This is a genomic window from Metabacillus litoralis (genome assembly GCF_007994985.1).
Lineage (GTDB): Bacteria > Bacillota > Bacilli > Bacillales > Bacillaceae > Metabacillus > Metabacillus litoralis.
This window is the reverse complement of sequence record NZ_VOQF01000021.1, coordinates 24,664-45,390: the sequence shown is the minus strand read 5'-3', so window position 1 is coordinate 45,390 and position 20,727 is coordinate 24,664. Positions and strand designations below refer to the sequence as shown.

20 protein-coding genes and 1 pseudogene are annotated in these 20,727 nt (G+C 33.7%); 4 read left to right on the top strand and 17 right to left on the bottom strand.

The genetic code is table 11. The features are described 5' to 3' along the window. Positions 1 to 127: 127 nt before the first annotated feature. The 13 genes and pseudogenes from FS935_RS21245 to FS935_RS21185 form a co-directional block, all read right to left on the bottom strand. Positions 128 to 655, bottom strand: a pseudogene (locus FS935_RS21245) (DUF5381 family protein). 275 nt (positions 656 to 930) lie between these two features. Then, positions 931 to 1,497: a DUF5381 family protein gene (locus FS935_RS21240; protein ID WP_146950644.1), complete on the bottom strand. Its 567-nt coding sequence runs from the start codon at positions 1,495 to 1,497 to the stop codon at positions 931 to 933. 161 nt (positions 1,498 to 1,658) lie between these two features. Next, entirely contained in the window at positions 1,659 to 2,216 is a 558-nt protein-coding gene (locus tag FS935_RS21235) for a DUF5381 family protein (protein ID WP_240050985.1), read from the bottom strand. 209 nt (positions 2,217 to 2,425) lie between these two features. Continuing rightward, positions 2,426 to 2,986: a DUF5381 family protein gene (locus tag FS935_RS21230; protein ID WP_146950642.1), complete on the bottom strand. Its 561-nt coding sequence runs from the start codon at positions 2,984 to 2,986 to the stop codon at positions 2,426 to 2,428. A 173-nt stretch (positions 2,987 to 3,159) separates the two neighbouring features. After that, positions 3,160 to 3,717: a DUF5381 family protein gene (locus FS935_RS21225; RefSeq protein ID WP_146950641.1), complete on the bottom strand. Its 558-nt coding sequence runs from the start codon at positions 3,715 to 3,717 to the stop codon at positions 3,160 to 3,162. Between the two features lie 11 nt (positions 3,718 to 3,728). Beyond that, positions 3,729 to 4,523 carry a YfjC family protein gene (locus tag FS935_RS21220; protein WP_146950640.1) on the bottom strand — a complete coding sequence of 265 codons (795 nt, stop codon included), beginning with the start codon at positions 4,521 to 4,523 and terminating at the stop codon, positions 3,729 to 3,731. A gap of 9 nt (positions 4,524 to 4,532) precedes the next feature. Then, the gene (locus FS935_RS21215; RefSeq protein WP_146950639.1) at positions 4,533 to 5,780 is read right to left on the bottom strand and encodes a YfjB-related protein; all 1,248 of its coding nucleotides are present in this window, start codon (positions 5,778 to 5,780) and stop codon (positions 4,533 to 4,535) included. Between the two features lie 259 nt (positions 5,781 to 6,039). Beyond that, positions 6,040 to 6,342, bottom strand: coding sequence for a WXG100 family type VII secretion target (locus FS935_RS21210; RefSeq protein ID WP_146950638.1), 303 nt, complete (start codon positions 6,340 to 6,342; stop codon positions 6,040 to 6,042). A 695-nt stretch (positions 6,343 to 7,037) separates the two neighbouring features. Next, positions 7,038 to 7,298 (bottom strand): hypothetical protein, encoded by a 261-nt coding sequence (locus FS935_RS21205; protein WP_146950637.1) that lies wholly within the window; start codon positions 7,296 to 7,298, stop codon positions 7,038 to 7,040. Beyond that, positions 7,273 to 8,460 (bottom strand): hypothetical protein, encoded by a 1,188-nt coding sequence (locus FS935_RS21200; RefSeq protein WP_146950636.1) that lies wholly within the window; start codon positions 8,458 to 8,460, stop codon positions 7,273 to 7,275. The genes FS935_RS21205 and FS935_RS21200 overlap by 26 nt, the downstream gene beginning before the upstream one ends. 357 nt (positions 8,461 to 8,817) lie before the next feature. Then, positions 8,818 to 8,892: a topoisomerase DNA-binding C4 zinc finger domain-containing protein gene (locus tag FS935_RS24505; RefSeq protein WP_369127098.1), complete on the bottom strand. Its 75-nt coding sequence runs from the start codon at positions 8,890 to 8,892 to the stop codon at positions 8,818 to 8,820. A gap of 135 nt (positions 8,893 to 9,027) precedes the next feature. Further along, a complete protein-coding gene (psiE, locus tag FS935_RS21190; protein WP_146950635.1) occupies positions 9,028 to 9,438 on the bottom strand; it encodes a phosphate-starvation-inducible protein PsiE in 411 nt (136 codons plus the stop codon). Between the two features lie 137 nt (positions 9,439 to 9,575). Further along, a complete protein-coding gene (locus FS935_RS21185) occupies positions 9,576 to 10,535 on the bottom strand; it encodes a calcium/sodium antiporter (protein WP_146950634.1) in 960 nt (319 codons plus the stop codon). A 596-nt stretch (positions 10,536 to 11,131) separates the two neighbouring features. On the opposite strand from FS935_RS21185, the gene FS935_RS21180 reads away from it, so the two are divergent. From FS935_RS21180 to FS935_RS21165, 4 genes are all read left to right on the top strand, one after another. After that, positions 11,132 to 11,701, top strand: a complete 570-nt coding sequence (locus tag FS935_RS21180; RefSeq protein WP_146950633.1) for a DUF5317 domain-containing protein — start codon at positions 11,132 to 11,134, stop codon at positions 11,699 to 11,701. 153 nt (positions 11,702 to 11,854) lie between these two features. Further along, positions 11,855 to 13,681: a bifunctional diguanylate cyclase/phosphohydrolase gene (locus FS935_RS21175; RefSeq protein WP_240050984.1), complete on the top strand. Its 1,827-nt coding sequence runs from the start codon at positions 11,855 to 11,857 to the stop codon at positions 13,679 to 13,681. 721 nt (positions 13,682 to 14,402) lie between these two features. Then, positions 14,403 to 14,810 (top strand): hypothetical protein, encoded by a 408-nt coding sequence (locus FS935_RS21170; protein WP_146950632.1) that lies wholly within the window; start codon positions 14,403 to 14,405, stop codon positions 14,808 to 14,810. 182 nt (positions 14,811 to 14,992) lie between these two features. Continuing rightward, positions 14,993 to 16,408, top strand: coding sequence for an alanine/glycine:cation symporter family protein (locus FS935_RS21165; protein ID WP_146950631.1), 1,416 nt, complete (start codon positions 14,993 to 14,995; stop codon positions 16,406 to 16,408). A gap of 417 nt (positions 16,409 to 16,825) precedes the next feature. Here FS935_RS21165 and FS935_RS23705 read toward each other — a convergent pair whose 3' ends face one another. From FS935_RS23705 to FS935_RS21150, 4 genes are all read right to left on the bottom strand, one after another. Further along, a complete protein-coding gene (locus tag FS935_RS23705) occupies positions 16,826 to 16,975 on the bottom strand; it encodes a hypothetical protein (protein WP_168714500.1) in 150 nt (49 codons plus the stop codon). Positions 16,976 to 17,389: 414 nt separating this feature from the next. Next, positions 17,390 to 18,199, bottom strand: coding sequence for a carbohydrate ABC transporter permease (locus FS935_RS21160; protein ID WP_146950630.1), 810 nt, complete (start codon positions 18,197 to 18,199; stop codon positions 17,390 to 17,392). A 53-nt stretch (positions 18,200 to 18,252) separates the two neighbouring features. Then, a complete protein-coding gene (locus FS935_RS21155; RefSeq protein ID WP_146950629.1) occupies positions 18,253 to 19,134 on the bottom strand; it encodes a carbohydrate ABC transporter permease in 882 nt (293 codons plus the stop codon). 123 nt (positions 19,135 to 19,257) lie between these two features. Beyond that, positions 19,258 to 20,520, bottom strand: a complete 1,263-nt coding sequence (locus FS935_RS21150; RefSeq protein WP_168714499.1) for an ABC transporter substrate-binding protein — start codon at positions 20,518 to 20,520, stop codon at positions 19,258 to 19,260. Between the last annotated feature and the right edge of the window lie 207 nt (positions 20,521 to 20,727).

The window sequence follows — 20,727 nt, the reverse complement described above, 5'->3', positions numbered from 1 at the left end:
CTCCTTATACCCTATGACAATACTTACATACAAGAATTGATCTTTTACTCTGGACGTTTATAATTTATTTCCTTTAACAATAAAGTCAAATTAACCAAAACTAGAAAGGTACACTGTTTCAGATTACTTATAGGTTCTGCTCAGCTCTTTCATATCTAGCTACTTCCTTCAATCTAACCAGATCCACCTTACGATCCCATACCTGTTTTGAATTTTCTGTCATATATGGGTAGATATATTGATCAACCATCATTTGGTAGGCTAGGTCATTAATAAGATTGTATGTACGAATTTTAATAAACCTGTTATCGAAGGTTTCGATAACAATATCATTAATCAAATTAAACGGGTTTCTCACCAGATCGATATTACGTATATTCCTTATATTAACTTTACCTTTCTATGATTTAATCGACCCATTCTCGCCTCGAATAATCGTTAACAGGATTTTCCCTGGAATAAAACCTGGTAGTGACCAAAGAGTTATATAAAGGTAGAAAGGAGTGAAGATTATTCCACCACCTAGGTAAAGTAAAGAGTAACTTGAATCAAATTTCAAACCGTTTATAATTAAGATACAACAACCCATTAAAAAACCTAAAGTAGCAAGAAGCATCCACACATACATAAATTTAGAACCTTTTATATTGATCATTTCATTTTCTATCTTAGCATCTAACAAAATGTGTACCTCCTTATGCTGATAGAAAGGGGTTTTAAAATTACCTTTAAGGTCATTCTATAACTTCACTAATAGAATCCTAGAATGTAATTTTTCAGTTATAGCAGCAATGATATTATTTGAGCCAATTTGTTGCCAAAATGAATTGATAATATTAGTGTCTCACCTATAGATCTCTAAAGATAAAACATAGGAATAGTTGTAGAGTTTTTCATCACATCAGTGACTAGTATAAGCAAAATGGGGGATTAATTTATTTTTCGCTCCTGCCGCTCCTGCCGCTCATACCTTACTTCCTTTAACAATAAATCTAAATTAACTTTCCGATCCCACACTTCCTTTGTATTTTCTGTCATATAAGGAAAAATATATTGGTCAACCATTACCTGATAATCTAGTTCATCAATAAGATTATATGTTCGGATTTTAATCTTTTTACTATCGAACGTTTCAATGATAATATCATTGATTAAATTTAGCGGATTTCTCACTAGATCAATATTACGGATATTTGAAATAAAAACTGTACCTTTTTTTGAATTTATTGTGCCGTTCTTTCCTTGAACAATCGTTAACAATATCTTTCCTGGGATAAAGGCTGGAAGAGACCAAGAAGTTAAGTATAGAAAAATCGGAAAAAACATGATTCCTCCAGAAAGATAAATCAACGAATAATTTGATTCGAATGAAAATCCTTCAACTATTAAAAATAAACAACCTAACAATCCACCTAAATAAAATAAGATCATCCATCCGTACATAAACTTGGAACCTTTTATTTTAATTGTTTCATCTATTTTCTTTACGTTTAACAAACGGTAATCCCCCATAAACTGAAAATAACATTTAATGCCATTTGAATAATCAGCTTAGCATTTTCTTTTTCTATTCGCTGACGTTTGAAAAAGATCTTAGAATAAAATCATGAAAATATGTCATATGAAATGTACCTAAGTGATAGAGAAAGTAAAAAACGTTAATTAATCTTCTGCTCCTGCCGTTCATACCTGACTTCCTTTAACAACAAATCTAAGTTAACCTTACGATCCCATACTTTCTTAGTATTTTCTGTCATATAAGGGTAAATATATTGATCAACCATTACCTGATAATCTAATTCATCTAAAATATTAAATGTTCGAATTTTAACCTTTTTATTTTCAAAGGTTTCAATGACAATATCATTTATCAAATTCAGTGGATTTCTCACTAGATCGATATTACGGATATTGGTAATAGATACTGTACCTTTTTTTGATACTATTGAACCGTTCTCACCCTGGACAATCCTTAGCAAGGTCTTACCTGGGATGAGACCTGGTAGTGACCACAGAGTTAGATAGAGATAGAAAGGAGTGAAAACCAATCCACCAGCTAGGTAAAATAAGGAATACTTAGAATCAAATTTCAAACCATTTATGATTAAGGCAGAGCAAACGATCAAGAAACCAACAGTAGCTAAGAACATCCAAACATACATGAACCTCGATCCTTTTATATGGATAAATTCATTTTCTTTTTTAACTTTTAGCAAATGATATACCTCCTTAATTAAAAAAGACCTGTTTGTAAACATATGTATTTTTATGTGTAACTCATTTGCTCTTTTGAAATTCAGGTCAAGGTTGATACACCTTAGACATTGCTAATTATATTAAAAAACAAAATAATCTATATGTAGTAAATTGAAGTTTTCTTAAATCAGCTATCTAGATCTAAGTAGTGACAGGCAGACGGTTTAAATTAAATTTTCTGTTCAACTCTCTCATATTTAGCTATCTCCTTCAATTTAACTAGGTCTACCTTACGATCCCATACTTTTTTTGAATCATCTGTCATATATGGATAAATATACTTATCAACCATCATTTGGTATGCAAGGTCATCTATTAGATTGTATGTACGAATTTTAATAACTTTGTTATCGAAGGTTTCTATGGTAACATCGTTAATCAAGTTGAACGGATTTCTCACTAAGTCAATATTACGGATATTCTTAAAATACACTGTACCTTTCTTCGACTTTATCGTACCGTTCTCACCTTGATCAATTGTTAACAAGATCTTTCCGGGGATAAAACCTGGAAGTGACCAAAGTGTTAAATATAGAAAAATAGGAAAGAAAATGATTCCTCCAGAAAGATAAATCAACGAGTAATTTGATTCGTATGAAAATCCTTCAACTATTAAAAATAAACAGCCCAACAATCCACCTAAAACAAATGTGGCCATCCAACCGTACATAAACTTTGATCCTTTTATTTTAATTGATTCATCTATTTTTTTACGTCTAATAAATGACATATCTCCTCCAAGTTAGTATTAGTGTATACAAATGAATCTGTAGCTCTTTAGATACTAAGCTTAAAGTTGTATTCCCCTGAGACGATCAAACTTAATCATCTATCTGTAGTGGATGAAAGTCTTCTTAAATCAAGTTTATTCGACAAAAACCGGATCGTGACAGGCACGCCGATTTAAGTCTTCTGCTCAACTCTTTCATATTTAGCTGTTTCCTTGAGTTCATCCAAATTTACCTTACGATCCCAAACCTTCTTTGAGTTTTCAGCCATATATGGATAAATATACTTGTCAACCGTCATTTGATATAAAAGGTCATCCAAAAGATTGTATGTTCGAATTTTTATCACTCTGTTATCGAAGGTTTCGATAACAATATCATTTATCAAATTAAATGGGTTTCTCACCAGATCAATATTACGTATATTCTTTATACTAACTTTACCTTTCTTTGATTCAATAGATCCATTCTCCCCTCGAACAATCGTTAACAGAGTCTTTCCTGGTATAAAACCTGGAAGTGTCCAGAGGGTTATGTAAAGAAAAAAGGGCAAACAAGTAATACCTCCACCAAGGTAAAAAAGTGAATAACTCGAGTTGAATTTCAAACCATGTATAACCAAGAATATACATGCAGCAACTCCTCCGATTAAAGCTAGAAATATCCAACCGTACATAAACTTTGACCCTTTTATTTTTATAATATCTTCTTTCTCAATCCCAAGATTTAACATAAAGGTACCTCCTATGCTGAAACAAACTTATTATTTAAAAATAGTTTATTAATAGATAATTTATTCACTACTTGAATACTAAGATCAAGATTTTGTTCTCGTATAACTAGCCAACATTCAGTTTTACCGGGAATAATAAAAGATAGATCTATTAAATTGGGTTTATTATCTGAGTCATACTCTAAGCTCAATAAACTATCCATTTTACCCTTTCTATTAGAAAGATCATTTAAGAAATCTAGTGAACGATTAGAGAATCCTTTTTCGTTTATCCATTTATGGGCAATAGATTCTGATAAAGAATTGTATTGACTTACATCCCCTAACAGTTCCTCAAATTCTTCACTCCTCAATCGAAAATATTCCCCACTATTTTCTGATATTTGGATCCCGTAAAAACTACTTATAACAGAAAAAGTTTCTTCAATTGTAAGCTTAGAAATAAAATGTACTTGATTGTCAAACAATACTTTATGTAAATAAACATCCCCATTTTTAAAATGAAAAGAAATACTTTCTTCACCATTTAGGTCAGCTTGATGCCTAGAAGCCTTCACGGTTCTTTCAGCGTAATTTAATGTATGAATAAAGTTAGTAAATTCATCTTTTAATTTATATTGATTCTGAACTTCCTTTATCATATCTTTAGCTAATAAAGATCTAGAAGCAAATTCTAACATTAATTTAAGCTCTGAATCCTGCAACTCCGGAAAATATGTCTCCTTGATAGCTATTCCTTGTTCAAATAGCCCTTCACTATAAAATGAGAAGATTAACTCGTCTATACTTAATTTAATGGTATTCATAAGTCCTCCTTATAAGAATGATAATTTATCCTCAAGATAATCTTTGGCTCCATCGAAAAGAGAATTCGCTGTATCCTTTGCTTTTGAGATTCCTTTACCAATTTCTTGCATCTTACCTATTGGATCTTCAATTGTACTTTTAATTTGATCATTAACAGAATTAATGCCTTTATTAACCCCCTCAACAACTGCTCCAGCTTTCTCTAAGCCACCTCTAATCATTTCAAGCCCATCATGTATCGGATCTTTAAAAACTATAGCTGCTTTCTCTGCAATTCCTGCCGTAAGTTTAGCAGCCTGTTCTCCAACAACTCCTCCTAAAAAAGATCCTACTGTAGCTCCTGCAACAGTCCCTATTGGACCAAGAAAACTTAATAATGCCCCTCCAACTACAGCTCCAGCTATGGAACCTCCAGAAACAGCGACTGTCTTATTCACTGCATTTCCCACAGCTTTGGCATTTTCACGTTTTAAAATATCAGTATTATTTCCGTACTTGGCATAATTCTCTGAAATTTTCAGTCCCATTCCACCCATTTCAACTGCTCCAGTCACTAATACAGCACTAACAGCATTTGTTTTTGCAAATTTCGTTCCAGTTTGCACAAATGATTTAAACTTTGTTGAATCAAGTTCTCTATACTGAATTCCTTTAAGCATAGCCTTTGAACTATCAGTGAACTTAACAACATCATCTGGAAGATATTTAGCCACTTTTCTGTGAACTAAGTCATCAAATGGAGTATTCCTATACTTTTTCATTAAAAAACTTGGGCTTAAAATTCCTCTAGCAACAGTACGAAATTTAGAATTATCAACCGTATCTGATAATTTCTGAAGGGCACCCATATGATTATATGTAAATAACCCATCAGCGTTCTTTGCAAATTGCGTAAAACCTAGCCCATAAAACGTTAACTGTTTTGATACTAAAGCACTCATCGATGTTAAAGCTCCATATTTCTCATACAGTTTATAAAGTTTGCCGACTAAGTTATCCGCTTCGGCAAATTTATTTGCTGTCATTCGGAGGTCGATTTCCATTTCACTTAGAAGGTCTGTTAATCTATTACCCGTCCCCCATGGATCACCTACTTGATAAAAACAATGACGATATTCTGCTGGAGCACTGCTGATTAGGTTTACAAGCTCCATATGAAGACTTTTGTACTCCTCTTCAATGTTTGTTAAATGAACGACGAACTCATTAGCTAAATCCTCTAATCTATTTGGATCTACTGATATTTTATCTCCCATATTATCACTTCCTTTTATATCTACTTAAAGCTTTGTAAAATAGAAATCTATTCCTTCTAAATACTATTAATAAAGTGGTGACCTAAAATTATAATCTGTAAAGGTAGTAAAAAAAAATCCACACATCCAGGTAAGACACAACCATCATTCACAGGCTTCTTTTTGTTCATATTTTCCCTATTAGACTTATCATTACCATTCCTCATTGATTGCTCCTTTCAACGTTAGAGTTATTAATATCGTACTTAACGATGGAATGTTAATCATCCCTCATACAAGCAAGTCGCTCTAATTCTCTTTGTCTTTCAATCTCTTCTCTTACTCGGTCCACTTCATAAGCTGCGCTTTCCAATTCTTTGCTGATGGTATAAAGATTATCTGAATGTCTTTGGAATAAGACGGCTGCCTCATCAAGAAGTGAATCAAATTTGTTTCTTGCTTCTCCGGTCCATTTCTCTGTGTTTGTATGTATGCTTTGCTTTAATTTCATTTCATCAAATTTAACTGTTTCAGAAGATTCCTGAAACACTCTGGCCAATGCTCTTACTTGATCCGAATTCATCATTTCACCTCATTATTGAGTTAACTTATGTAACTAATTTTATTTTTAAAATTGAAATGAATTCAATAAAACCCATTTATCGCTATGTAAATATTACTATAATTACCATTTAACTTCCATAAGTCTCCAGTAATGAAATTAGAAATGAATATAGGTAGAATGACTCTATTTTGTAGAATTTTATTATTACAAAGTATGTGCAAGGCATCTGAAATAACTTACTAGATACATTTCTTTGCACCAAAGAATTATAACTACCCCTTATCTACTTAAATCAACTTCCTATTTCTTCATCAAAAAAAGAGAAGACCTATTTAGAAGGTTCTTCTCTTTAAATTTGTTCTCCATCTAAATAAAAAAGAACATAGTTCCTATCACCATGTCCCTCCTTAACGATTATCCCTTTTTAATAACGAGTCTAATCTCTCTTTTCTTTTTTTTCTCCGCTCTGCAATAATTTCACTTTGAGAGCGGCTCTTTAATATTTTAGATTTAGAATTAATGTTAACTACTTTTTTACTCACTTACATACTCTCCCTTGCCTTTTTACTAGCAAGTATGTCCAAACTATTAATCTTTTATACCTTTAATTAAGAAGTCAACCTCTCCAATAATTTTTCTGTAAGTCAATAATAGTAATTTATGACAATAGATAATAAAAAGCCCTAATAGAAAACATCTATTAGAGCTTAAGTTTATTCTTCTGTAGCAACTGCTACTTCTTTTATTGCTGAATTATATAAATCATATCTATTTTGTTTTCCGGTATTATTTCTCACTGTTATTGAGGAAGTTAAATCATTATTTTGATTTAGAATGTGGTTTACTTCGCTGTGTACTGCATTAATTCTAGCTCGTCTTGCCTTGCGACGGGTTGCAATGATTTCTGATTGGGATCTAGAGCGGAGTACAACACTACCATTTGTATCCTTATTCATTCGTTTTTGTACTGTCATTGGTCCCAGCTCCCTTCATTTGCTTTTCTTCTTCTAGTTTATTATCAAGTATCATACATAAGCCATAAAGCATTTCATACATGACTGTTTTATCTATTATATCATCTGATAATGCTAGCTGAGAAGCTCTTGGATTAGTAGATTCATGTATTTGCAAGGAAAAAATCCACGTCTTTTTACTTTTACCCAAATAAAACCTAAATGAAACTACTTCATATCCTTCCCTTGGTTGATTATTTCGTAATTCCATATTCTTCTTACCTCTAGCTGCATCTACTACCGTTTGAACCCAAGGATTATGATAAATTTTATTAAGATATATAAAACTTGGTGTTTGACCAGTAGTTCCTATATCAGCAATTCGTCTTAAACCGTTACTTTCCTTCTGAAAAATTGTAAATCCTGAAATAAGTTTTAGATCAGAATAATCAAACGCACCAGAAGCTATACGATGCATGATTACATAAATTTCTTGGATGAACTCTACCAAGTATGTAACAACTGTCTCTGACCACTCCACCTCATCATTTAATGTTTCAACTTCTGATTTGTATTTATTGACAATCTCCATTTCCTTTTCTTCGAGTATTTGAATACGATTTTTATATTCCTCTTTTTGTTCATTATATTGCTGTGTAATTATCTCAACTACTTTTGAATCCTCATGCTGTCTCGTCAAGACACTGTTAACGTACTGTGTTAATCCAGTGTATGAAAAATGCTTGTCCAAAACAGAATGGTTAAGTAATTCGAATTCTATCGGTCTAAATCTTTTATATGCCGGTAAATGAAAATAAGGGTGATAAATATTAAGCATCTTATCTTTATATGAAGGAATTAAACACAACAAACTAAGAATAAAGACTGTTATTCCAATTACTAGTAACCACATCCAATGTAATTGTAAGAACCAGGACGATGTTGCAGCAAGCACTCCTCCGATTAATGGAAGACTAGTTAAGTTTGCCACTTTCATATTTCCTATCTTCGAAATTGGTTTATAAAATTTCTTCAAATCTTTCACCATTAGTAGCATTAAATCAAGAAACCAATTAGATTTAATATCTTCTCGAGTAGATTCCGTTCGAAACTTATCTAAAACCTTGTCCATTTTTGGAGCAAAGTTATGTAAAAACCCATGGTAGTTTGGATGATTCGACATATTTTCACACACCTCCAATATTAACTAAATAATAAACACTTTATGTATTAATAATTTCATCGGTTACAGGAAATTGTGACTCCCTTGTGTAAGAAAACCTTATTCAGAAAAACAAGTTAAAATAACACCCAAATTTAACAGAAAAAAGGTCAAAATACGATAAAATCAATATTTATATTACCATAATCTCTTCATTTAATTTCTATCATTCTTCGACATATTTCGGGTAGTGACAGGCACGCAAAAAGAGAAGACCTAATTAAAAGGATCTTCTCTGAAATAACATCTTATCTTATTAATATCATAATGTTGTTATACCGTTCAAGATCTATTTACTTACGAAACTTCACTCGTAAATCAACATTTCGGATAATTACTACACCCATAAAATGATCCATGTTTTCCATTTCGCAATGTCAAAGAATTACGCATTTTGAACATATTGTTTTTGGCACTGTTGTTTGATGTCCCGGCTTCTTTTTACTTTTAGCAGTTTGACGACTACGAATTCCTTGTATATGCTTCTTTTTCACTTGTTTTCTTTCCTTATTATCTACTAGTTTTAACTCACGGCCTTTCCCGCGGTGTTTTATTCATAATAAAGTAACCGATAATGAGTACTAAAATAACCAGTGAATACAATAGCGTATCTAAAGGATTTTCATAATCAACAATGATCAGCCTTACCATTGCCGTAATACCTATGTACATGAAATAGCGAAGTGGGAAATGATATTCTTCTTTAAAGTATTTAACAATCATGGCAATAAACTCAAAGTATAGGAAGAAAACGAGAATTCGCGCGAGAAATTCTTTGTAGTCATTTGTTCCCTGTGATAATAAAACAGTGCCAAACGCAAGCAATTCCTGTATCAATAGTATGGAAAGGATCATAGCTAAAATAATAAGAGAAATATTTAAGATAAGCTGAAATACTTTTGGAGCTATTTTTACTATAGAGTCAATTTTGTTTTTCATTTTCCACCCCCCTTTCGTTTTTAAAAAACTATATCTAGAAAAGACTGCAAATGTTTATGCAAAAGCAAATAAGAAAAGACAGAAACCTTTCTGCCTTCGTTTTTACATAAGTAGCTAATTGTTTTGTGAAATAATCCTTAGTTGCGGAAAATGATAAATACAAGATAAATGATGTAGATGATGGCTAAAAGAACACCTTCGATTTTTGATATCTTGTAGTGAGTTCTTGATAAAATCAGTAATAAGAATGTCACGAAGATCATTAGCCACATATCTAGAAATATCTTTGGATCAACAGCTAATGGATGGATAGCTGCTGAAGCTCCCAATATGAAAAAGATATTGAAGATATTGCTACCTACAATGTTTCCTAAGGCAATCTCAGTCTGCTTCTTTAGAGCCGCGGTTATTGAAGTAACTAACTCCGGAAGCGATGTACCCACAGCAACTATTGTCAAACCAACAAGAGTTTCACTCATTCCTAGTGAAAGAGCAATTTCGATACTGTTTTCTACTACAAGACTACCCCCAAATACAATACCTACAAGACCTCCAATTGTAAATATGAGGTTTTTCGTCCACGATGGGTTTACTACTGGTTCAGTAGGATTTTCTTCTAGCTGTGCTCGATTATTTCTTGCCATCTCAAACACATAATAAAGAAATACTGCAAAGAAAAGCAGTAAAATAAGACCCTCGGTTCTTGTGATCAAATTTATATCTGAGCCCTGAAGCTGCATGTCACTAATTAGGAGCAATAAAGAAATAGCCCCCAACAAAGCGAATGGGATTTCCTTTCTGATCGTGTCACTTTGAACGGTTAGAGGAAATACAATGGCTGTAAGTCCTAAAATGAAAGTAACATTAAAAACGTTACTACCAACAACATTTCCAATTGCTACATCACTGTTTCCTTCTAGAGCAGCAATAAAACTAACTGATGCTTCTGGAGCGCTTGTTCCAAAGGCTACAATTGTCAAGCCAATTAACATTGGGGAAACTCTTAGCGTTTGAGCTATTTTCGAAGCACCTTCGACAAAATAATCAGCTCCTTTAATTAAAAGAGCGAATCCTATTAACAAGATAAGATATGTCACGTTGCACCTCTTTCTGGCAAGTATTTTTTAGAAAAACTATCGCATGCTAAAAAGTATAGATTTGGTTTCACAAAGGCTTATAAGTCCTATTATTACAAAGGAAAGGATCATGATACTATATCGCATCAATGGACTGTACCCTAATTTCTACATAGTTTAACCGATGAAACTTAATTAAATTCAAAAGGAGCAGTTAACATACATATTTAAAGCATAAATACATGATCATAGTTCTTCTACCACTCTTCTTCTCCATATTTTTGATTACTCATGAAATACCTTCTATATAATGTCGAAAATGTAGAAGTTGAACAAGCCCTTTTGGTATTTCAAATAATCCACGCTACCTACTTTCTTCGCATCCCCCAAAAGATGCCAAACCTTTGTGAAACATTGTGTGTAACAAGATTTTTCGGGTAGTGACAGGCACCCCTCTAGGTTATAAGACCTACCCTTCCCACCTCAATCGAATGCCAAAAGCCCCAATTGTGAAATTTAACTAGTATAATTACAGATTGATAGATTATAATGAAAACAGAAAATTGTGATATTTTGTAAGTATTTGTTGCATTTGAAAGCTGGAGGAAGATCACATAATGGTTTATGACGGTATTTTATTAGCACTTGTAATTGGGTTTCTTCGTGGTGGTAGTTTAAAAGGCTTTGCAGATATAAAGTTTAAGATGGGCTGGGTTTTTCCGGCACTGCTGTTGTTTCAATTATTTATATTCTCTCTACAAAATAAGATTAGTTGGATCGGAGAAATTAGTTCTTTCTCATTTATGGCTGTGTATGTTATTGGCTTAACCTTTCTATGGATTAACCGTCATCACTCGCATTTCAAGTTTATCTTTTTCGGTGTTCTTCTTAATTTTATTGTCATGCTATTAAATGGTGGGAGAATGCCTGTTTCATATGAAGCTGCATTGCTGCTTGATCCATATTATCTTGAAACTACAAAAGATAGTTTATATGCGAAGCATGCACTCATGAATGACAGTACCATCCTCTCTTTTTTAGGTGATATTATCCCATTAAAAGCACCTTATCCAAGAGAACAAATCATTAGTATCGGTGATGTGATTATGAATATCGGTGCGTTTCTATCCATTCAATCGATTATGGTACAAAAAAAGAAAAGCATAAATCCAGAAACAGTTATTTAAAGGAGGTGAATTTATAATGAAGCCGAAAACTAAAAATATCATTTTTAATCTTGTTATCCTTGGTTCAGCAATTATCGCTTTAACATCTGGTTGGAAATTTGATTGATCGAACTATAGGGGGAGATTATTTCTCTCCCTGGAAATACGTATGTTGTGAGTGTGATTATATTGGTACTAAATAGTAAAAATCTTTATGTCTTATTTATAGTAGGATTAAGTACACTACTCTTTGCTCTCCATGTTCCTCTACAGGTAGGTGAACTGTCAAATTGGGTATTAATCTATACTGTTATCGGAGCGATTCTTCTCTTAAATCACTTTAAAATTATCCTCCCTCTTACAGGAAATTCATTATCAATGGATTCAGCTATTTATTTAGCTTGTATTTTCCTATTTGGTTTGAATATTCCCCTAATGGTTTTACTGCTAAGTAGCTTAATCTACTTTTTAATTCGTTATGATCTTGCTTGGTGGAAGCATTTATTTAATATAGCCAACTATTCAATTATGATTATTAGTGCGTACTATGTGTTTCTATTAACTGGTGGAGAAATAGGTAGCCTTGATATTTCAAAACTTTGGGCTTATTTTATTTCATTAACAGTTTACTTCTTTTTAAATGTTTTCATCATGTGGCTGTTTTATGTTTTTGCGTCAAAAGCTTCAATTAATTCTGTCTTAAAAGGCATGTTTACTGAAGATGGTTTAAAAGAAGCATTTACTGGATACTTATGCACCTTGGTCCTTTCTCTGGTACTCATGATTTTGGTACAAAGTGAACCAATATTCGGGATGTTTTTATTCATGTCACTGTCAATTACCTTTTCCTTTGCTTTTAGTAAGCTTCTCTCTTTATATAAAAATGAAGAAATTAAAGCAAGAAGAGACTTTTTGACTGGTTTATATAATCATGGATACTTTAAGCTAGAGCTAGATGAAATCATTAATAATGCTGATAATGATACCTTTTGTATTGCACTTCTTGATCTTGATGACTTTAAAAGATTCAATGATAGTAACGGACATATTCAAGGTGATGAGCTTCTTGAATTCTTTGGAGATTTCTTATCACAAAAAGTTAAAGACCTGCCCTATACAGCTGCCAGATACGGTGGAGAAGAGTTTGGCATCATCATGCCGAACACCACACAAATCAAAGCACTGTCGTTTATTAACAAAATACGTAAGGAATATAATGATACACCCTTTAAAGGAACAGAATGTCTGCCTCTAGGGTGTCTCTCTTTTTCAGCAGGTATTGCACAATACGAAACAGGAACATATGGCTCATCTGAACTTCTATCAAAGGCTGACCGAGCACTATATTATGCAAAAGCAGAAGGTAAAAATAATTGCCAAGTATATAAAGAAGGCTTGGTTTATCAAGAATGTTTACAATACAAACAAGAAGTAGATTCATTAGAAAAACAATTAGAAATTTTCTTATCAAAAGATATTTATACGTATCAGCATAGTAAACGCGTTTTTCACTACGCTGTAGACATGAGCGAGGTTTTACAACTGAGCGAGGAAGAAAAACGTCGGTTAGTTCTAGGCGCTCTTATTCATGACATTGGAAAATTAGAAATCCCCCGTGACATCATCAACAAAAAAAGCAAGCTAGAAGCCCATGAATGGGAAATGATGAAAAAGCATGTGACCTATGGAAAAGAAATTCTAGGCTCGACTAAAAAATATGATGATTTGCTTCCATTAGTTGAGCTTCACCATGAACACTACAATGGAAAAGGCTATCCGTATGGATTAAAAGGAGAGCACATTCCTAAGCTCGCTCGAATTTTATGTGTAATCGATTCCTTTGATGCGATGACAACGGAACGACCTTATCAAAGAACGAAGAATTTTTCAGAGGCGATTTTTGAGTTACGTAAATGCTCTGGACAGCAATTTGATCCGCATTTTGTAGAGCCTTTTATTAAGATGATTGAGTGTAAGTATGGGGATAAGGTTGGGAGTTAGGATGTGATGTATGAGGAAAAAGTCTTGAGTTCCTTCTTTATATAACGTCCCTAAACTTAAGAAACTAAACAGAAATCTTTTACTTTTTTCATCTGTTTATCACATGTATAATAACTATTATAAAAAGAGAATTGCTACTAACACTTCTCCCTGCAACCTCCACCGTCAGAGTGCTGGTTGTGGAATAAAAATTATTATCTTCGATAACCACCCTTATGCTTCCGACGGCGCGGGGTGGTTTTTTTGTTTTCTAATACGTACTTTTGAAAGAAATATGCAGTCTAACAATCTATAGACCTTCGACAAGATCTGGGTGGTAACCCTTATCGTCCCTCCCCCTACGTATACGATAGCTAAATAATGATGTTCCTCTGCTTCACCAATACTATCTGCTCCATGCGATTGCTCTGTATATAATCTACTACCCTTAGTGAAACATTATTTTTAAGAATGGGGTAGGTGTTTTGTTACTGTATGGGGTAGATAAGGTTTGACTTAAAAAATAAGTAGCAACACTAGGATAGTACATAACAAAACAAAAGGTGGCCCCTGTGGTCACCTTTTTGTCTACACTATATTTTACTTTTAATTTAAAAAGGATATTTCACAAAAAAATTCCTGTAGGGACGGCATTTTCACAAAACACACGCTACTATCTCGCAATATATGCCTATATAGTCTATGAAAAGATTTCACGTAGAGGAAAGGGCAGTGATTATAAATGGTAGAATATCAAATGGTTAATGCTGATATCTGGAATGATCCTATACTAGAAATGACAGCACAGGAAAAATACTTTTATCTTTATCTTCTTACGAACAGACATGTGAATAGAATTGGTATCTATCGTATATCGAGAAAACTTATGGCTTGTCAATCAGGCTATTCCGTTGAAGATGTTACCTCTTTAATGGAACGATTTATGAATCATCATAAGTTGATTTGTTACAATCCAGAAACGTATGAACTTGCTATCAAGAACTGGGGGAAACATATCAAACTAAAGGGCGGAAAACGAAGCATAATTTCCGAATTAGAACAGGTTAAGGATTTGTCGCTTATTTCATATGTATCCGGATCCATTCATAAAGAAGAAATTCGCAGACTGTATGAATCCTTTTGTAATTAGGGAAAATTGCTTATTGAGGGATATAGGGTCAGTTTTTTGTTCCTATGTCTTTGTGAAACATTATGTGTAACAAGATTTTTCGGGTCGTGACAGGCACCTATATAAAAACTATGCTAAAATAACATAGGTGTTTAAACAATTAAACACAAAATTAGATAAATTGTTAGGAGTGGAGTACATAAATGAACATTATTGAAAATATCATTGGTAGTACAAATACATTGTTATGGTCGTATGTTTTAATCGTTATGTTGATCGGTTTGGGGCTTTATTTTACTGTCCGCACGAAGTTTGTCCAATTTCGTTTACTTGGAGAAATGATTCGATTATTAGGTGAAGGAGCAAGAGCTAATAAAAAGGGTGTTTCTTCTTTCCAAGCATTTTGTATTAGTACAGCTTCTCGTGTTGGTACTGGTAATCTAGCAGGTGTGGCGATCGCGATTACCACTGGTGGACCTGGTGCTGTATTTTGGATGTGGCTTATTGCCTTAATCGGGTCTGCATCTGCTTTTGTTGAAAGTACACTTGCACAAATTTATAAAGTGAAGAATGGCGATACATTCCGTGGTGGTCCTGCTTATTACATGGAAAAAGCGTTAAATGCTAGATGGATGGGTGTTACATTTGCCGTATTGATCACGCTTACGTTCGGTTTAGCTTTTAACTCTGTTCAAGCAAATACAATCACAAGTGCTTTTCATGCATCATTTGGTGTTGATAAAGTTGTGATGGCGATCATTTTATCAGTCATTACAGCGATTATTATTTTCGGAGGCATTAAACGAATTGCAAAAGTATCAGAAGTTATTGTTCCAATCATGGCTGGTGCTTATATTTTAGTTGCTTTATTTATCATGATTACAAATATCACTGAGATTCCTAGTGTGTTTATGTTAATTTTCGAAAGCGCGTTTGGATTCCAAGAGGCTGCTGGTGGAGCTCTAGGTGCAGCGATGATGAACGGAATCAAACGAGGATTATTTTCGAATGAAGCTGGTATGGGTAGTGCACCAAATGCTGCCGCTACAGCTGATGTCAGTCACCCTGTTAAACAAGGTCTGATCCAATCACTTGGTGTTTTTGTTGATACACTTATCATCTGTAGTTCAACTGCTTTTATTATTCTATTATCAGGTCTATATACGTCAAAAGAACCAGATGGTATTGTCTTAACACAAAGTGCACTTGAGACATCTCTAGGTTCATGGGCTGGCATGTTCCTTTCCATCATGGTTCTTATGTTCGCATTCAGTTCAATTGTTGGTAACTATTATTACGGAGAGTCGAACATCGAATTTATTAAAAATAAACGTCTATACGTAAATATATACCGCGTTGCTGTTGTATTCATGGTCGCTTTTGGTTCACTAGCTTCTTTAAGCTTCGTGTGGAATTTAGCAGATATGTTTATGGGGCTAATGGCCATTATTAACCTTATTGCGATTACTTTATTAGGTAAGATCGCATTTTCCGCGCTTACTGATTATACGAAGCAGAGAGCAAATGGGAAAGATCCTGTCTTTTATTCAGATTCTATTGAAGGTTTAAAGAATGTTGAAGCATGGGGTAAAGGTTCAGAGAAGGATCAAGGTAAGTAAATTATAATTAATTAAGAAACCTCTTTCTATAGTGTTTGACTAGGAAAGAGGTTCTTTATTATTTTAATGTTCATTTCATGAAATTTATCACTTCTCTCCATGCGGCCCTTTCTTTTGATGTCTATTTAGTCAAAATATGAACTTTCAAATGGGTGCTAGTTTAAATGGGTAGAAATTATCTCTTATCACATCTGCTATTATATATACTATTTCCAAATTCCCCATTTACTTGCTTTGGAATACAATGAGAAAAATTAGTTGAATTTGTTTTTTAAAACCAAATGAAGCGCGCGTACTGTTCTCTTCCATCTTTCATTCTAGGTTTATTTCATGTATAATGAGAATATAATAAAAAAAGAGAAGTGCGCTAACACTTCTCCCTGCAACCTCTACCGTCAGGGTGATGGTTGTCAAAAGTTATTTATTTTTTTGAGAACCACCCTTTTGCTTGCGACGGCGTAGGGTGGTTTTCTTGTGTTCTAATACGTTCTTCCGAAAGATGTAAGCACTTATTTCACGCACTATCCCCTTCAGAACTTCTCGTAGAATTTCAAGAAATGTTTCCATGATTATCACCTCCTTTCCTTCATCGGAAAGAAGAAAGAAGACTGACAACCACCCACCCTCACAATATTCAGTTGCATTTCTATTCTATCATGTTCTACTAAATTATTATCCTACCATTCTTCGACAAAATTCTAGTGGTGACAGCGGATTGCACCCTTAGCTCAACTTGAACCACATATGGTAAAACCTATCACGATAAAGGTCAATTATATCACGAGGGAAACTATGTAAATGGTGTAATTGAAGGAGAAGGTAAGATTTATAATTCAACAGGAGACCTTCGATTTTCCGGGTAGTGACAGGCACCAAAAGGAAAAGACGGTACAGATACTTCTGAATAGAAGTATCTGTACCGTCTTTCTTTTTATTAATTATTTTCGAGTATTCTTCTTGTACAAAGGATGAAAATACTAATCACCCCTTAACAGAGCCAGCTGTCATACCTGCGATGAAATATCTTTGAAGGAATACGTATGCAATAACCATTGGTGCTGAAGCAATAATGACACCGGTGAACAGCATTGGATAATTTGTCATGTACTCCCCTTGGAACTCTAATAAAGCAAGTGGTAAGGTTTTATAATCTTTATCTGTTATAAATAATAGTGGGTATAAAAGGTCGTTCCATACCATTACAAATAAGAATATCGCTGTAGCAGATAGAGACGGTAATGACAAAGGTAGGGCAATCCTAGTGTACATTTGCCAATTATTTGCACCATCAATTGTACTTGCTTCAAATAAGGATTTCGGTAGGGATTTCATAAATCCTGACAAAATAAATACGGCAACAGGCATCGTGACTGTCGTATTCACAATAATTAGTCCAAACAGACTATTAGTTAATCCAAGATCAAAAATTAGTGAATATAAAGGGATCATATTTACCTGAGCGGGAACCATCATTCCTAATGCAAACAAGGCAAATATAGCATTTCCAACCCATCCAGTCATTCTTGTAATAGCAAATGCGATAAGACTTGCAAAAAATAAGGTAATGGCAACAGAAAATACCGTAACTATTACACTATTAATGAAGTATGTACCCATTGATTCTTCAACAAATAGTTTCGCATAGTTGCCAAAATCAAAGCTTTTGGGAAGCCCTAATACATTATCGTACATTTCAGAAGTAGACTTAAAAGTTGTAAAAAAGATAGACACAACCGGTATTAATACAAGGAGTGCGTATAAGATGATAAGTCCACCTTTGGTTAACTTCATAATGCTCTCCCCTCCCTCTTTCTAGTAGTACTTATAGAGTTTCTTTATAGCTTTTAATAGTCAACACGATTCGCACGTAAAATCCTGAATTGCAAGAATGTAATCGTTGCAATAACTATCATGAAAACAACAGATTCAGCAGAAGCATACCCAAACTCAAAACTTCTAAATGCAGTTGAATAAATAAGTGTCGCTAAAATCTCTGTTGAATAATTTGGACCTCCACGTGTCATCGTATAGATTAAATCAAAGGCTTTGAAAGATTGTATTGTTGTATAGGCCACAACGATCGTTGCAGATGGGGCCAATAATGGCCATGTGACATTTCGGAACTTCTGCCAACGATTTGCTCCTTCTATTTTCGCTACTTCATAAAGATCCTCCGGTATGTTTTGGAGCCCTGCAATAAATACAATGAGCATCTGTCCAGTATGAAACCAAACTTGTACAACCGCAATTGAAAAAATGGCTATATTTTGGTCTCCTAACCAGTTTTGCGTTAACATACCCAAGCTCAGTTTTTCTAAAAAGTTATTCAGCATACCTAGACTTGGATCATAAACAAATGACCATATAAATGCTACTGATACTGAAGATAGAATCGTAGGGAAAAAGTATAGAGCACGAAGAAAAACATTTCGTTTTGAATTTTTCACTAGAAACATCGCAAAAATTAAGGAGAATAACGTTTGGAAGATGACAACAAACAACATAAATTTAATGTTATTTGTCATTGCCTTTGCAAAAATTGAGTCGTTTGTGAAAATATTTATATAAGTTTGTACTCCTACAAAATTAAAATCAGGTGTTAAACCGTCCCAGTTCGTAAACGAATAGAATAATGCATTAAATGTTGGATAAATAAAAAATATTGAATACAGTAAGAATCCGGGTAGGATGAAGAGAAACAACACTTTATTTTTTCTGAAGTTCATAGAATAGAACCTCCTCCTCAAAAAATTGAGTTTTCATGTTGATAAGTTACAAGCTTATATGAGGTGAATCTAGTAAGAAAGAGGGGAGCCCCCCTCCTTCTTTTCATTTAATTGTTCTTAATATTAGTTAATGTTTTGATCAACAATTTTCTGTGCTTCTTCTGCTGCTTTTTCAGGTGTTTCTCCTCCTAATACGGATTGAATAGAAGCGATTACGGCTTTTTCAACATCTGCATTTGGAATTAAGTAACGAGGTTGGAAACGTGTATTTTTGTCTAGCCATTCAGCTGCCGCTTGTAGTTCAGCAGATTCATAGTTTACATCCTTTACTGTCAAGAATTGACCAGTGGAATTAGCATAGTTTTCAGCATTTTCTGGTGTGGATAAGAATTCTATCCATTTTTTAGCTGCATCTTTTTTCTTTGATTGGCTATTCACTGCTAACATAAAAGTTGTTGTATGAATTCCTTCATATTTTGCTTCGTCAGCACTTACTGTAATTGGAGCTAATAACCCAAGCTCCAGATCAGCATTTAAGTCTTTAATGTTTGCCATTGCATACGATCCTGTAGCTAACATCCCTGCCTTCTCTTGAGCAACCAAGGCAATTGCCCCTTCGTGTTTCGTACCTAATGCATCCTTTGCAATGTATCCTTTATCACTAAGCTCCTGGAATTGTGCAAGTGTTTTAACCCACCATTCTTCCGTTAACTTTGCTTCTCCATTCATTAACTTCGCAAAGACTTCTTCGTCTGGTGCGTTATTCATCATCATCGGGTTCATAAATTGTCCTGGTCCTATATCAGCACCTGGGAATGCAATTGGTGTGTACCCATTATCTAGTAATGTTTGGCACATTTCTAAGAATCCTTCCCAATCGTCTGCTGGCTCAATTCCTAATTCTTTAAATAATGATTTATTATATACAGGTTGGTTATAAACAAGCTGTAATGGCAATGCAAGCTGTTGGCCGTCCGCTTGACCAGCCTTGATTAAATTGGGACTAAAATTATCAACAAAAGCTTCACCAGCTATATCCTCAAATAATCCTGCTTTTTTAATAATTTCAAATTGTGATCCAGGAAATGATGTAAATACATCTCCTGTTGAACCATCACGTAATAATGTTTGAGCTGTTGATTGATACTGCTCAGAAGGATATACTGTCATTTCTACTTTAATATTAGGATTTTCATCTTCAAACTTAGAAATCAATTCTTTGAAAATTTCTGAGTCTTCACCACGCCAATGGATAAAGCTGATCGTTGTTTCATCTCCGCCGTCTCCACTATCTCCATTTCCCCCACTCTCTTTAGAAGAGCACCCTACCAAGAAGCTAGATACTAATAATACAAACATCATAAAAATAGAAATCTTCTTTTTCATTTAAACATCCCCTTTTAAAATGAATAGATTATAGGTAATAACATCATGATGTTATATTAAAATGTTATAACCTTTGTAGCCAAAAAATATTTCATGAAAGCGATATATGTTAGCGTTTTCATTAAACTAATTAAAATATACAATTTTTCTCAATAGAATTCAACTACATTTTCTGATTTTATATGAAATCTCTATTTCTATCATATT